The 14,194-nt window shown below is 44.8% G+C and carries 12 protein-coding genes and 1 pseudogene; 7 read left to right on the top strand and 6 right to left on the bottom strand.

Translation table 11 applies throughout. The features are described 5' to 3' along the window. Positions 1–419 precede the first annotated feature (419 nt). The 3 genes and pseudogenes from EKM88_RS12845 to EKM88_RS12835 form a co-directional block, all read right to left on the bottom strand. Positions 420–1,472, bottom strand: a pseudogene (locus EKM88_RS12845) (IS30 family transposase). A 291-nt stretch (positions 1,473–1,763) separates the two neighbouring features. Then, positions 1,764–2,480, bottom strand: coding sequence for an ABC transporter ATP-binding protein (locus EKM88_RS12840; protein ID WP_101398032.1), 717 nt, complete (start codon positions 2,478–2,480; stop codon positions 1,764–1,766). 10 nt (positions 2,481–2,490) lie between these two features. Then, positions 2,491–3,561 carry an ABC transporter permease gene (locus EKM88_RS12835; RefSeq protein ID WP_048603272.1) on the bottom strand — a complete coding sequence of 357 codons (1,071 nt, stop codon included), beginning with the start codon at positions 3,559–3,561 and terminating at the stop codon, positions 2,491–2,493. A 297-nt stretch (positions 3,562–3,858) separates the two neighbouring features. Between EKM88_RS12835 and EKM88_RS12830 the strand changes: the two genes are divergently transcribed. Further along, positions 3,859–4,872 (top strand): IS30 family transposase, encoded by a 1,014-nt coding sequence (locus EKM88_RS12830; protein WP_125600367.1) that lies wholly within the window; start codon positions 3,859–3,861, stop codon positions 4,870–4,872. 266 nt (positions 4,873–5,138) lie between these two features. Here the strand turns inward: EKM88_RS12830 and EKM88_RS12825 are convergent, their stop codons facing one another. The 3 genes from EKM88_RS12825 to EKM88_RS12815 form a co-directional block, all read right to left on the bottom strand. Beyond that, positions 5,139–6,257 (bottom strand): tyrosine-type recombinase/integrase, encoded by a 1,119-nt coding sequence (locus EKM88_RS12825; protein WP_164512103.1) that lies wholly within the window; start codon positions 6,255–6,257, stop codon positions 5,139–5,141. Positions 6,258–6,355: 98 nt separating this feature from the next. Further along, positions 6,356–7,582 carry a replication initiation factor domain-containing protein gene (locus EKM88_RS12820; protein WP_125706712.1) on the bottom strand — a complete coding sequence of 409 codons (1,227 nt, stop codon included), beginning with the start codon at positions 7,580–7,582 and terminating at the stop codon, positions 6,356–6,358. A 213-nt stretch (positions 7,583–7,795) separates the two neighbouring features. After that, positions 7,796–7,996, bottom strand: coding sequence for a DUF3173 family protein (locus tag EKM88_RS12815; protein ID WP_060417025.1), 201 nt, complete (start codon positions 7,994–7,996; stop codon positions 7,796–7,798). A gap of 192 nt (positions 7,997–8,188) precedes the next feature. Here EKM88_RS12815 and EKM88_RS12810 point away from each other — a divergent pair, with 192 nt between their 5' ends. The 6 genes from EKM88_RS12810 (at position 8,189) to EKM88_RS12785 (ending at position 13,793) form a co-directional block, all read left to right on the top strand. Next, positions 8,189–8,707 carry a helix-turn-helix domain-containing protein gene (locus EKM88_RS12810; protein WP_021354117.1) on the top strand — a complete coding sequence of 173 codons (519 nt, stop codon included), beginning with the start codon at positions 8,189–8,191 and terminating at the stop codon, positions 8,705–8,707. A gap of 88 nt (positions 8,708–8,795) precedes the next feature. Then, positions 8,796–9,167: a type II toxin-antitoxin system RelE/ParE family toxin gene (locus EKM88_RS12805; protein WP_125706711.1), complete on the top strand. Its 372-nt coding sequence runs from the start codon at positions 8,796–8,798 to the stop codon at positions 9,165–9,167. Next, entirely contained in the window at positions 9,164–9,484 is a 321-nt protein-coding gene (locus tag EKM88_RS12800; RefSeq protein ID WP_021354119.1) for a helix-turn-helix transcriptional regulator, read from the top strand. Before EKM88_RS12805 ends, EKM88_RS12800 begins: the two co-directional genes overlap by 4 nt. A 180-nt stretch (positions 9,485–9,664) precedes the next feature. Beyond that, entirely contained in the window at positions 9,665–12,430 is a 2,766-nt protein-coding gene (locus tag EKM88_RS12795) for a DNA methyltransferase (protein WP_125706710.1), read from the top strand. Positions 12,431–12,606: 176 nt separating this feature from the next. Beyond that, positions 12,607–13,056, top strand: coding sequence for a hypothetical protein (locus EKM88_RS12790; RefSeq protein WP_125706709.1), 450 nt, complete (start codon positions 12,607–12,609; stop codon positions 13,054–13,056). Then, on the top strand, positions 13,053–13,793 hold the full coding sequence (locus EKM88_RS12785; protein ID WP_125706708.1) for a hypothetical protein: 741 nt from the start codon (positions 13,053–13,055) through the stop codon (positions 13,791–13,793). Before EKM88_RS12790 ends, EKM88_RS12785 begins: the two co-directional genes overlap by 4 nt. Positions 13,794–14,194: the final 401 nt, after the last annotated feature.

Raw genomic sequence — 14,194 nt, 5'->3', positions numbered from 1 at the left:
GTCCTACTTACGTGTATTTTGTCTCTAATATTTGCCCCCCTATTAGAGACCGGGGGCTTGTGGCGGCCGGCTAACGCTGACCGCCACCGCTCGCGCTAGCGGCTTTCGCGCTGCACGCCGCGCACGGCGGCGTACGTTGCAAGACCCTTCCGGAAGGTCTGTGAGAACTTTCGCTCTCAACATATACAGACGGTTTGTAGGACGCGTTTTGAAACTGAAAGTTGAACTGTAACGGGATCTTAATGTTCATTACCGAATTACGTGACTACTGCCCCGAAGCCATGCTATGAAAATTCACTCGCTAACAATATCAGCTGCATGGTGCAAAATGACCGTAAATTGCAAGAACAAGTTAGCCAGTCGTTGAGGACAATCCCAGAACAGGCCGTTATCAAATAGAAGTTGTGGCGCTAGAGAGACTACTGGGCCATGCGGCGAACGCGCCGAGCTTCGGCCTCAAAGTTTTGCTGGGGTGTGCAGTAGCCCTGTTGTTTGCGAGACAACTGATTCAAGCGGTCTTGCGTGGCCTGCACTTGACTAGGGCTAATGTCATCTAGGGACATGCCCTTAGGGAAGTCCTGGCGGATCATCCGGTTATGTGCCTCGTTGGTGCCACGGTCGCAGGACGTGTAAGGATGGGCGTAGAAGATCTCAGTTTCCGTCCCAGCAAAAGCAGTATTTAAGGCGGTGAACTCGGGTCCGTTGTCGGCTGTGATGGTCTTGATGCAAGCTCCTTATTCGCGCTTGATTCCACGCAATGCATAGCTCACAGAGTCTGCATCTCGTCCTTCGATCAAGCGGAGAAGTTGGCAACGGGTCTTGCGCTCAATCAGAGTCAAGATGACGCTCTCCTTGCCATTGCGTTTACCGACAATGGTATCCATCTCCCAGTGACCGAACTGCCTGCGTCGTTCAACGACCTTAGGCCGTTCCTCGATACTGCGGCCAGCCAGGCGCTTAGCCTTGGTGTGGTGCTGGTGAGAGGTCTTCCGCTTAGTCTTCTCCAACAGGTCGATATTTCGAATCTCTAGGCGTTGGTCGTCAATGTACTGATACAAAGTCGAGGCACAAACAAGCTCTTCAGGAGTAAACAGCTTGTGTCGCTTGGCATAGCCGATTGAAGCATCCGGCGACCATTTGTCCTGCTTAGCTCGCTGTACGTACCAGGCTAAGAAGACCTGTACGCTGGCGAACTTGTCAGGACGATGGCAGCTCAAGCGTGCAGTCTCGTAACGTGCCTGAGCAGCCTCTGGCAGGTATTGTCGATGGTAGACGCGCTTGCCATTACTCTTCTTGACCTGATCTACTGTACCTCGCTTGATTTCATTATTAATGGTCTGCGGGCAGACGCCAATTTCAGCAGCAATCCAACGATTGGACTTCCCAGCTTGGCGGAATCCGGCCACTTTTCCGCGCTCGAGTGATGTTAAGTGCTGACCTTTTTGGCGGTGTGTGCTATCCTGTTTCTGCATCAAGACAATATCCTCTTCCATTGTTTGTGTAGGAACTTCAATGATACAGGATATCTGTTCTTGATGTTTTTTATTGTCCAAAAAATTTTGAGACAGTGGCTAACTTGATTCTAAAATGCGCGTTTTAAATTAACTAGCACAACGGGTTTTACTATATACACAGAATCAACACACCGAATAGATGAGTGGTTAAATCAATAAAAAACTATCCACGACACTGATTTGCTTAATCCAACAATTCTAGTTTGGAAAGTTATCTGTCGTGCATAGTTTTTATTTTTTCTAATTTTTCTAATTTTCATTGTCTTCTTCACGGGCATATTTTTGCTTTATTTTTTCCGCATCTTTTTCAACCATCAGCCCATCTCTAATTTCAATAATCCGGTCACAGTACTGAACCAAGCGAATATCGTGTGTCACCATGATGATCGCTTTGTTTTTTTCCTTTGATTCTTTAGCCAAAATTTCTACAACTTCAAAAGCTCGTTCTGAGTCCAAGCTAGCGGTTGGTTCATCTGCCAAAATAATTGTAGGATCATTATATAACGCACGTGCAATCGCCACACGCTGACGTTCTCCGCCTGACAATTCCTCTGGATATTTTTTTACCAACTTAGAAACTCCTAGTTGATTAAATAATTTATCTTTCGATAAGTGCTGTTCCTTGCTACTAATTTTATCGACCAATTTCAGCTGATTTTCGACACTTAAAAACGGAATCAAATTTGAAGCTTGCAAGATAAAGCCAATTTTTTTAAACCTCAACTTGGCCCGCGTTTTTTCTTTTTCTTCACTAAAGTTTTCACCGTTGATTTTAACTTGACCCTCAGTAGGTGACTGTAGTCCCCCTGCAAGCGTAAGAAAGGTACTTTTTCCTGAACCAGAAGGGCCAATTATTGCGACAAATTCGCCTTTTTCAACTTTGAAATTTGTTGTTTTTAATGCTTCGATTGTTGTGTCGCCGTCTTTGAACTGTTTTTTAACATCAATGAATTCTATTGCGCTCACACTATCACTCCTAACCTATCGCCTTTAGAGGATCGATCTTTACAATCGTCCTAACTGAGAATAACGCACCTGAAACTGCGAACAATAGCATCAAAATACTAACACCTATCAAAAATAAGTAATTATTTTGATACGGAACCGCGGCTGGCAATAGAAAAGATGTCAAAATACTTGTTAAAGCACCTATTACAACACCCACAAAAGCCAATAAGAATGTTTGAACAATGACAGATTTAGCAATGTAGCCGCTCGAAATTCCTTGTGCCTTCATGACGCCAAATATTTTTTGCTTTTGCATGGTCAAGACATACACAAAAATACCAATAACAATTGCCGCAATAACAATAAGAAACCCAATCATAAAGCCAAAAGTAAGTACTTGTGCACTGTACCCTGGTAAATCATTGATGAAATTGCCCACTGAAATTTTTTCTAAATCATCAGGATATGCGGCAAGAGGTCCCCTAATCACAATGCCGTTGATTCGCGCATTCTCACTCGTATCCTCTTTTTCAAAGCGAATTTCTTGAAACGCGTTAATGCTCGTGTATAACACTGGTGAAACGCTAAATTTTGCATTTTCTGTAAAACCAACTACTGTGAGCTTTTTTTCATTCCCCGAAAGCGAAAGCTCATCACCTATTTTAATGCCGTATTGCTCCTTCACACTACTATCAGCAACCACTTCATCATTTGAAGCAAACATCTTTCCCTCAACTATTTTAGGTGCTAAGAAGCTGTCTGCCTCAATCCCAAAAAAACTAACGTCAATTTTTTCATTATCTTCTGAAGAATTGTCAACGATTACGCCAGGTGTTTGTGCAAGTAAGGCTTTATTTTTGGCATCTACATTGTCTAATTCCTTTCTGGCAATCATTGACATATTTAAATTTGAATTGGCTTCTTTACTCAATAAAATCGTATCTGCCTGCCATTTATCAATAGCTGTTCGATTGTCTTGTGCAAGTCCATAAGCAAGTCCTGTCAAGAAAAACACCAAATAGGCGATTAAGAACATTACGCCCATTACCAAGCTATATCTTAATTTAGCATGTTTTATTTCATTCCAAGCTAAAAACATATTGTCACCTCTACTAAAAAATGTTTATTTATATACGCATAATAACATAACCACAACCCGTTGTGCTAGTGAATGCTGAACTAGGCTGCCGTAAATGACGAATCCCCAGTAACTTTGTAGTTAATTTGATACAACTTTGACGCCTTGGTAATAAGGTTCTTATGTCAAGATTTCGGCGCGCATTTTAGAATCAAGTTAGCCACTGTCTCAAAATTTTTTGGAAAATAAAAAACATCAAGAACAGATATCCTGTATCATTGAAGTTCCAACACAAACAATGAAAGAGGTATTGTCCTGATGCATGAACAGGATATCACACGTCGTCAACCAGGTCATCATTTGTCTCAAATGGAACGCGGTAGAATTGCAGAACTTTACGCCACCGGCACCTCCAAACGCGAAATTGCTGCCAAAATTGGCGTCTGCCATCAAACCATCAATAATGAGATTGACCGAGGGACTGTCAAGCAGGCTAAGCGCATTAATGGCATTAATGGCAAACTAATCTATCATACGGAATATAGTCCTGAAGCTGCTCAGACGCGCTATGAGACCGCACGTCTGAATTGTCATAGGCCGGATAAAATCGCCGCTACAAGCCACTTCCTGGCCTGGTATGTTAATCAGGCCAAGACTGAACACTGGTCGCCTGATGCAGCCGTTGGCGCCGCACGGCGAGCCAAGCTATTCACCCCTGAGGAGATGGTGTGCACAACCACTTTATATCGCTACATCGATGATCAACGCTTAGAAATTCGAAACATCGATCTCGTGGAGAAGGCAAATCGGCGGACCAAGCAACACAAGAGCACTAAGCATAAGCGCCTAGCCGGCCGCAGTATTGAGAAGCGTCCTAAGGCTGTCGAACGCCGCAAGCAGTTCGGACATTGGGAGATGGATACCGTTGTCGGGAAACGCAATGGCCGTGAGAGCGTCATCCTTAGCCTGATTGAGCGGAAGACTCGTTGCCAACTTCTCCGACTGATCGACGGCCGAGACTCGGACTCTGTGGAGTTTGCGTTACGAGAAATCAAGCTTGAGTGGGGTGACTGTCTGCGCACGATTACCGCAGACAATGGCCCGGAGTTCTCGACTCTGAATAAGGCCTTTGAGGATACAGATACAGACATCTTCTACGCGCATTCATACACCTCATGCGATCGCGGCTCCAACAAGGCCCACAATCGCATGATTAGACGTGACTACCCAAAAGGCGAGTCGCTGGATGATGTTAGTCCCAGCCAGGTGCTGGCTACCCAAGACCGTCTTAACGGGCTTCCCCGGAGAAAGCTAGACTACCGTAGCCCCTAGGAGTGTTTTGAGACCGAAGTGCGCCGGACTCGAAATCCGTCGAACCGGCTAATACCGGCGCACGAGTTCGAATCTCGTACTCTCCTTCATAAACGTTGATATATCAGCGTTCCGCAGCCTTTCGAGGTTGCGGTTTTTTGTTGCTTTCAAACGCTTGTTTGGGTCGAAATCGGCCTTCCAGTACCAGTGCAGTACCAGTTCGAAAAATCAGACCGCCGGTTTTAGCGGCAAACGTGTTCGAAATTTCATGTGATCAAACCTTTCTTTTAGAAGAATTTATCGAGGGCATCGGCCGTTTCACGTTGCTTGTTTGGGAAAAGATGCCCATAAGTGTCAATCGTTGTGACGATGCTGGCATGCCCCAGTCGTTCCTTTATGATCGTGTACTCTGTTTCTTGATCGATCAGCAAGGCGACGTGTGAGTGCCGGAAATCGTGAATCCGAATCTGCTTCATCGTGGGATCACGCTTGCAGATACGTTTGTAGCGCATGCGGATCGTGTGCTTGTTGCGGCGTATCAGCGTTGCTTGGAACATCGGCGTATCTTCGCTCCAGTCAAGGGCTAAGTCGTGCTTAAAGAGTTCTTGTTGCTGTTCACGCCATTGCAGGAGCAAGGCGATCATGCCTTGGTTGAGGCTGATGCGGCGGTTGCTGGCCTTAGACTTTGGTGGCGTAATGATATCCACGCCGCCGCGTCGGAACACAGATTTGCTGACAGTCAGCTCTTTGCGTTTGAAGTCGAGATCCGACCAGTCTAACGCGCAAAGTTCGCCGACCCGCAGGCCAGAGAAGAACAGCAACGAGAACAACACGTACCAGTCGAATTCTTCCGGCAGATGAATTAACTTGGTAAACGCGTGAAATTCATCTGGCGTGTAGAACTCCATTTTCTTGCGTTCGATTTTAAGCTTCTTCACACCAATACAAGGATTTTCGACAATCACTTTCTCCTCGACGGCAACATCTAGGATCAGCTTCAACTCAATCAAGGTCTTGTTGTTGGTGTTATTGCTCAAATCGCGTTCTTCGGTGAGCCATTCTTGAAAGTCACGGATATGCTCGCTGGTGAGGCGCTTAATATCGGCATTGACGAAGAACGTCTGGATATAGCGCTTGTACACGGCGCGCTGTGACTGCAAGTAGGACGGCTTAATGTGGATCTTAACGCGGTTCACGTAACGCTCGAACAATTCGTCGAAGGTGACGGTTTCTTGGTTGAACAGTCGGTCGACGCTAGTGCGCATTATCTCCTTTTCAACTTCGCGGGCAGCCGCCATTGAATGAATGCCTTGCTTCTTCTTGCGGCGGCGCTTGCCAGTGACAGGATCAGTGCCAAAGGAGACACTGACAACATAGGTGCCATTAGGTGCTTGGGTAATGCTCATTTCATACCTCCAAATAATTGAAGGCACGCTTGCTTTGGTCGTTGACCATGATATACTTGGCTTGTCTAGGGCAAAGTATCGGGTGCGTGCAATCACGTTCATTCGTTGCTTTGTTTTTTTTCGTCTTCATGTTGCGCTTGTTCAAATACCTCCTTGAGTAACGTCTTCTGTTGCGGCGATAATTCAGCCTCGTTAATCATATCCGCGATCATGTCAGTACCATTGAGTGAATCTACTTGCTGAACCATTTTCAGACTGGGCGCGACTTGCTTGGTCAGCCAGTTCAGCACGCTGTCCATCGTGATTGGTTCTGGCCGCATTGCTAGTTTCAAGCGATTACGGTTATCGCCGATAAAAGTTTGCCAGTCTGGATCTAGTGGACAATCGGCTAATTTCTTTGAGCCTTGTGGCGTTACGACCCGCAAGTAATGGTTAATGATCCCGAAGACGACCGTTTCGGCGTCTTGGCAGGCCAGCAGTTCCTTCATGGCTTTTTGAGCACGCTGGTCGCGAAGTCGGACTTCAAACCGGTTGAGGATTGGAGAATCCTCTGGATAGTCGATTTTGTTTTTGAAATATTGCTCGATGTCCTTTTGATAGCCAATCATTTGCACCAAACTTTGTGGTGAACCGAATTGAACGGTTTTTCCGACGCGGCCTTTCTTAATGGTTTCGATTGCGCCTTTACTCTTGAACAAGCTCACTAGTTCTTCTTTTTCGACTTTTTGAATCAGGTGGGGAATGTCGATAATCCCGACGGTATCATTGATGGCGAAGTCAACCCGTTTGTAGATTCCAGTTAGGTCATCGCAGGCCTGAAAAAAGTCGAACCAAGTCAGCCCATCTCGGACAAGCACTGCTTCTAATTGACGGCAACCAGAGCCGTGCATCTCAATCATTGTTCCCAGATAGGCATTCGGGCCGCCCACGCGGGTACTCATGATTGAAATATCGCCACGCTGAATCGTGTAGTCGAACCCATAAAATGCCTTTTCAGTTAAGGAAAAGAAGTCCCTGTTCATTGGCAACAGCTTCTTGAACACATACTCGGCGTCTTGCGTATTGAACCGCACCCGCACGTAATCGACTAAGATAAACATCGAATCACGATTGGTCAGGCCAAGGAGCGCGTGGCCTAGGCGTCGTTGCATTTCTTCGGTTAACGTAGCGCGTCCATTTAACAGCCGATTGACATAGGAGCGCGTCATGCCTAATTGCGCCGCAAGTTGCGTTTGACTGATACCGGCATCAGTCATCTGTTGGCGAAATTCCACCAACCAGCCGTGTCCAGTATGATCACGGCCATTCATCATTGTTTTGTCCATTGCTCACCTCGTGTGCTCTGATTTCGCCGTCTGCGAACAGCCGATTGCCGTGCATAGCGGTGAATCGCCTGTGTTTTCTGCCTCGTTTCGGATTGTTGTTGTCATTTTGTGCCCCCCTGTTAGAATACGGGGGCTTGGGCGGCCGGCTAACGCCGACCGCCGCCGCTCGCGCTAGCGGCTTTCGCGCTGCACGCCGCGCGCGGCGGCGTGGTGTTACGTGACCATTGCCAGATCTTCAAATGGATTGAAGCCTAACAGACTGACGATGGCGTGGAGTGGGACTTGGCCGCACTTGCGGTTTGCATAGAAGCAATGACCGTCTGCAACCAGGTTTAGCTTGCATTGATGGATAATCTGTCCGGCTTTGTAACCGGAAAATCCTAGCTGCATGAGCATCTTCTTATCGACTAACATATAATCACCTCTTTTGGTTTGAATTTAACAGGTATGGGTTTATAATCTGCTATGGCTGAATCATACCATCCTCCAAGAAACTTATCAACCTTTTTAGGTAAGTTACAAACAGGTTTCGTTTAATTATTCCTTGACACTTTCAATGGGTTTCATTAAGCTTCAAGTAAGGCTACAAAAAGGAGAAATCAACTCATGTTCGGAAAAAGTGAAGAAGGTATCGACAAGAAGCTCGCTAGAAATATTAAGCGTATTCGTATGGAACGCGGCATGACGCAAAAAGACCTTGCTGATGCAATGGGTAGCATTGAGCAAAGCGTGTCTAAGTTTGAGCGGGCAATTTCGGCACCGTCTGCTAAAGCGATTATGCAGCTGTGTGAGGCGTTGCAAGTGACGCCTAACGACTTGTATCTCAACGATGCCGACTGGCGCAGCTGGCAGTCAGAGAAGCTTGAACACCAAGACCATTCCGTTAACGGTTTGGTCGATCACGTCGAAATGGTTCAAAAGATGTTTGCGGAGGCAGAACTGGCCCGCAAAGCCGGAGATGAGAAGCTGGAGCGTGCTACTCTAGATCAAATCATTCAGATGTACATGTGGACTAACGACCATTTCCGTGACGTCGCGCACTTGCTTGATCGGCGCTATGTAACCGAGTACCTCGACAAGATGGAAAAGGAAACTCGTGAATCGATCATCGACAGTCAAAAATAGCATTCTTGAGATTTCCAGTATATAATCTGATTTGCTATAACGCGGTCACATATTTGTTAATCGGTTCAATATATGGTACAATCTAATTATGGAAAACCCAAAGTTTAGACCTTACAAGCGGCCGAACGGCCACATGGAATTCATTGAATTTCTTGATTCGCTGCCCCTCAAGGAACGAGCAAAATTACAGTTAGCCATCCATACTACGGAAGAACTTGGCTTACAAGAAGCAGCTCAACGGTTGCTGGTCAAGAAACTCACAACCAATTTATATGAGTTGCGTTCGCGGCAAGGAAAAACCTATCAGCGCGGTTTGTATTTTCACGTATCTGGCAGTGATTATGTCATCACCCACGGCTTCTCGAAGAAGACAAACAAGACGCCACAGCGAGAAATTGATCATGCAATCGACCTACGAGCTGAGTTCTATCAAACCTACAAGGAGGAAGACGACAAATGAGTAAAGACATGCACGAATTCACGATGGAACACACCGGTGATCTCGACGCCTACTTCGCGGAAATGATGAAAGATTCCTCGTACCGTGAAGTCTACAATGAAGAAAAAAACAAAATGGCAAGTGCAATGGCGCTGCTCGAAGCGCGCGAGGAAGCTGGTTTATCCCAACAGAAGCTGGCGGACAAGTCCGGTGTTCCTAAGACAACAATCGTTCGTATTGAAAATGGTAACAACACTTCCATCGATACGTTAACCAAGCTTGCCAATGCGCTGGGTCGTCCGCTCAACCTGACGATTGGCCCAGCGAGCATGGCATAAAATCTAGCTTAATTTGATTGACGGCACCAACGTCATAAACTTACGATTACGGCGTCCCTGTTTGGCAGACGCTTGAGGCCAGGGATTAGGAGAGATGGTAAAACCATCTTGAGCATTCGCTGGCTTTTTTGCGCAGACAGTTCATCAGCAATATCAAACCAGAGTATTGGGGTATGGAAAATGGAAAAGAATGCATTATTACAGCGGGCACTAACGTTTCAAAAGAACTGGCTTCCCTTAGTGGAACAGGGACATGTGACCGAACGGCAGCATGATCGTGAATTTATGGCCGATTTTTATGAGGTTTTTGGAATCTCACGTTCTGTTAGTCGTGCTGGATATGAATGGCGAGTAAAAATTGACGGACACGATAAGCGGATTGACTCGCTACTACCAAAACTGCTGATTATTGAAATGGAATCTCAAGGCGTGAAGATTGTCGACAATCCTAATGCTGGATACGAACAAGCAGCCCGCTATGCATACGCGCTCGACGATGCGAACAAGCCCAAGTACATTTTGGCGTGTGATTTTGAACACTTTTATTTACGTGATCCAGCGACGAAGGATGTTTGGACGACGACACTGCAAGACTTTGTCAAAGACATTGATGAGTTCTCATTCCTGCTTGGCTATGAACAGAAGCTGCAAGAAGACCAAGCTGTCGTCAATGCAAAAGCCGCTGGTAAAATCTCAACAATTTACAGGCATATCTTGGATGTTGGAGTTCAGCCTAACGCGGCTAGTCTGCTGATGACTCGAATTGTTTTCTGCCTCTTTGCTGACGATACCAGCATCTTTGAACGTAACGGTGTCTTTCAGGAATTTTTAGAGAACACAGCCGAAGATGGTAGCGATTTGCTATCGAAGTTGACGGTATTGTTCCGCCAGCTTAATACTAGCGACCACGATTGGATTGGCCAGAAGCGTGAGTTTGGATACATCAATGGTGGTTTGTTTGCGTTAGACATTGCTAAATTCACAACTGATTTAGGACTTACATTTAACGCAGACGTTCGTCAATCGTTGATTGATGCCTCGCATCAAGACTGGTCAGTTATTAGTCCGGTTATCTTTGGCTCAATGTTTGAGGGCGCATTGGATCCAGAGAAACGACATGACCTAGGCGCACACTTTACCTCGGAGAAGAATATCCTCAAGGTAATTGATTCACTGTTCATGAATGATCTGCGCCACGAATTGGATGTTGCACGGCATACAGCATACGCGGGCGGAGCGAGAACGAAGGCGTTGAGTCGTCTTCATGCAAAAATATTAGGTTTGAAGTTTCTTGATCCTGCGTGTGGCTCAGGTAATTTTTTGATTGTCGCCTATCGAGAATTGCGCCGATTAGAACATGAAATCCTCGATACGTTGATGAAAGATGAATTTCAACGCGGCTTTCAGATGCCCTATGATTTTGTTTCTACAAATATCAAAGTTGAAGTAAGCCAATTTTATGGCATTGAAATACAACCCTATGCTGTCTCTATCGCACGGGTTGGCATGTGGTTGATGGATCATTTGATGAACGTTGAGGCAAGCGAATTGTTTGGTGAGCTGGTTCGGCGTATTCCGCTACATGCGGGTGCGAATGTAATTGAGGCTAATGCCTTGACCACTGATTGGCAAGAAATAAACTCGCCTAAAGTTACTCCAGAATTTGATTATATTTTTGGAAATCCTCCATTTCTTGGGTCTAAGCTGTTATCCGATGCGCAGAAGACTCAGCTCGAAAAAGTCGGATCTGGTATCAAAGGAATCAAATCGCTTGACTTTGTTGCTGGCTGGTACATTAAGACCAGCGAGTACATGAAGATTCATCAGCAAACTCAGTCCGGTATGGTGTCGACAAATTCATTAGCACAAGGAATACAGGCTCGAACACTTCTTTCTGCGATTCTTGATGAGGGTATTAAAATCAAATTTGCACATCAAACTTTTGCATGGGATAACAATGGAGCAAATGTATATGTAGTCATTGTTGGACTTGCAAGGAATATCGAAAACGCCAAGCTTTTCACATATGATACACTCACTTCGGATCCGGTTGAGAAAAATGCAAAGGTAATCAACGAATATCTTGTGCCTGGACAGCCTATAAAACTGAAGGCACGTTCAAAGCAAATAAGTGACTTACCACCTATGAAAATAGGAAGCTCACCCAAAGACGGCGGATTCTATATTCTTTCTAAGGCAGAACGAGATGATATCGTAAACAAGCAGCCCGAGTTGCTGCCATTCATTAAAAAATTCGTTGGTGCAAAAGAAATTCTGAACCACCTGGATCGTTATATTCTGTATTTGAACGATGCGCCTATTAGCATTTTAAAAATTCCGATTATAACCAAGAAGATTCACGAGGTTTCGACTTTTCGGAAGTCTCAGGGTGGAAAGGATACAACTCGCTTATCAAATTTCCCCACTACCTGGCAAAAGGATACTTATGCGCACTCAAATATACTCATCTTGCCGAGAGTTTCTTCCGGACGACGTGAGTATCTTCCAATAGGATTTGGCGATTCAAATACAATCGCTTCCGAGGAAACATATCAAGTAATAGATGCAACGACGGGGTTGCTCGCACTACTAAGCTCTAAGATGCATGTTGCTTGGTTAAAGACGGTTGGTGGTCGACTGAAGGCTGATTTCCGGTACTCTAACACAATGGTATACAATACTATGGTGTTGCCGCTGTTAACCGAAAAACAGAACCAATATCTTGAAAAATACGGGGACTTAATACTTGCTAGTCGCCGAGAATTTGAAAAGAATGGCGATTCGTTAGCGGATCTGTATAACCCTGATTACATGCCGGAAAGCCTAAGAAAAATTCACCAACGTACAGATAAATATGTTGACTCGCTATACGGACTGACTGATCCGACCGACTCCGAAAGAATATCAAGACTGGCTAAGCTCTATCAAGACGCAACGAGAGAATAGGATTAATCATGAAATTCTTTCAAAACTTTTTGAATAATATACCCTTAATAATATCCGCGCTGTCCTTGTTTCTCTCATGGTTAGTTTTTCGATCAAATAGAATCTCACTAACATCCTACGTAACTTGTGCTGGTGAATGGATTGACTTTATCATCTTAGAAGATGGTAGAACAATAGTGAATGATGAAGGTACGTATCACTTCACATTCGTGATAATTAATACGTCTCCGCATGATGTCGGTTTCTTTGATTTGGGATTTGTCGATCCCAAAACTCGCAAGATTGATTACCAGTTCCTAGTTCAAGCAAACATGAACGTGGTGAATGGGTTGTCAGGGAATCGTATTGTTGCATACAGTAAAAATGGAATGGCAATTCAAGCAAATGTTCCAGAGAATGGTTACGGTGTGTTCAAGGCTCATAGTCAGACTTGTTTTGATATTTTTTCTTCAGAAGAACAATTCCCGTCTAAGATAATGTTTGGAATGCATGTAGCCAAGAAACGTATACTTGGATTCAAAGAAAAATTTTCTACGGTTGTTTTTACCTTGCATCCCGATATGTCCCACAAGCCAAACTACCGTAAATTAGAGGAACAATTTGAAACGGAGAGTGAACAAAATTGATTTCAGATGAAGAACTGTTACTTTATGTTAAAAAAAAGCGATTAAATGAGGGAGGAATTCCCAGTAAAGAGGGCAAAAGATTCAACTTATTTGTTGATCAAGGGTTGATTTCCGGATCGAAGGTGATTATTACCAAGAGTGGGGCCCCTTTTATCGATCCGGACAGTTATCCAGTGTTGTCAGACAAAGGTAACCGATTTCTTGTACGATTAACCGGAATTCGTCTGATGCATGAAATTGATGACGGAGAAGTGACTCGATCTCTTACGAAAGATGAAGTGCACGCATTACGCTTCATGAAAGCATCCGGATTGGTTTCAAACGGCAGTCTCGAGACAGATTACAACCTCGATGTGACTTTTGAAGAACCTGCAAAAGTTACGGTCACCAATAAAGGATATATTTGGGAAGCTACCGGCGAATTTGAAGAACCCAAGCTTGCAAAACAGACTACTGTGAACATCACCAATAACGGCGGTGCTCCTGTAAACACGCTCGGTGATTACGCAACAATCAATATTAACGATCCATCTCAAGAAATAATTGCGCTGATTTCAAAGATTGAATCCATTGAAGTTCAAAAATCAGATCAAACGACTAAGAGCAGCTTAGTTGACGATACGCGTTCAGGTAGAATTAAAGAGACCTTTACAAAATACACCGCATTCTTACTCAAATACCAGCCTTTGATGTCGCTTGCCTTGGAAGGATTAAATCTATGGCAAGCTACGCATTAAAAAGGCCGCCAACCAGTGACGACCAACCAAGTATATTCGCGTGCCAATTCAGTACCACTTCATCCAAATTCAGCCGAATTCAATCGTTTCAATCGCATCAAGAATGCCGCTAAATCAATAAACCGGCGTCATCCAAACCGTCAGATTACAACTCGGCGTTCAGCACAACACGTAAGCTAAACAATGAACCACTCATAAGATAACAGACTGTTCTTGGGAGTGTCTCAACACCCCGGCTAACTTGTTCTTGCAATTTTGGGAATTCTTTTTTCCCCGCTTCGTTCATCAGTAAGCTCCTCTATTATGGTGCTATTTTGACGATAGTGAAGACGGCATATAGCTTTACCAAGTAATGCGAAGTTTTTGACACCACTCGGCGAAGAAATTGCCCAAGGTCGGCG

The organism is Lacticaseibacillus daqingensis (genome assembly GCF_003946115.1).
Taxonomy (GTDB): domain Bacteria; phylum Bacillota; class Bacilli; order Lactobacillales; family Lactobacillaceae; genus Lacticaseibacillus; species Lacticaseibacillus daqingensis.
The sequence above is the reverse complement of the archived record's forward strand: the minus strand, read 5'-3'. Positions and strand labels throughout refer to the sequence as shown.

Bases quoted from the DNA above. Each gene is read 5' to 3' on its own strand.
- EKM88_RS12835 (WP_048603272.1), bottom strand. From the start codon at position 3,561: ATGTTTTTAGCTTGGAATGAAATAAAACATGCTAAATTAAGATATAGC.
- EKM88_RS12825 (WP_164512103.1), bottom strand. From the start codon at position 6,257: ATGAGCATTACCCAAGCACCTAATGGCACCTATGTTGTCAGTGTCTCC.
- EKM88_RS12815 (WP_060417025.1), bottom strand. From the start codon at position 7,996: ATGTTAGTCGATAAGAAGATGCTCATGCAGCTAGGATTTTCCGGTTAC.
- EKM88_RS12830 (WP_125600367.1), top strand. From the start codon at position 3,859: ATGCATGAACAGGATATCACACGTCGTCAACCAGGTCATCATTTGTCT.
- EKM88_RS12820 (WP_125706712.1), bottom strand. From the start codon at position 7,582: ATGGACAAAACAATGATGAATGGCCGTGATCATACTGGACACGGCTGG.
- EKM88_RS12795 (WP_125706710.1), top strand. From the start codon at position 9,665: ATGGAAAAGAATGCATTATTACAGCGGGCACTAACGTTTCAAAAGAAC.
- EKM88_RS12805 (WP_125706711.1), top strand. From the start codon at position 8,796: ATGGAAAACCCAAAGTTTAGACCTTACAAGCGGCCGAACGGCCACATG.
- EKM88_RS12800 (WP_021354119.1), top strand. From the start codon at position 9,164: ATGAGTAAAGACATGCACGAATTCACGATGGAACACACCGGTGATCTC.
- EKM88_RS12810 (WP_021354117.1), top strand. From the start codon at position 8,189: ATGTTCGGAAAAAGTGAAGAAGGTATCGACAAGAAGCTCGCTAGAAAT.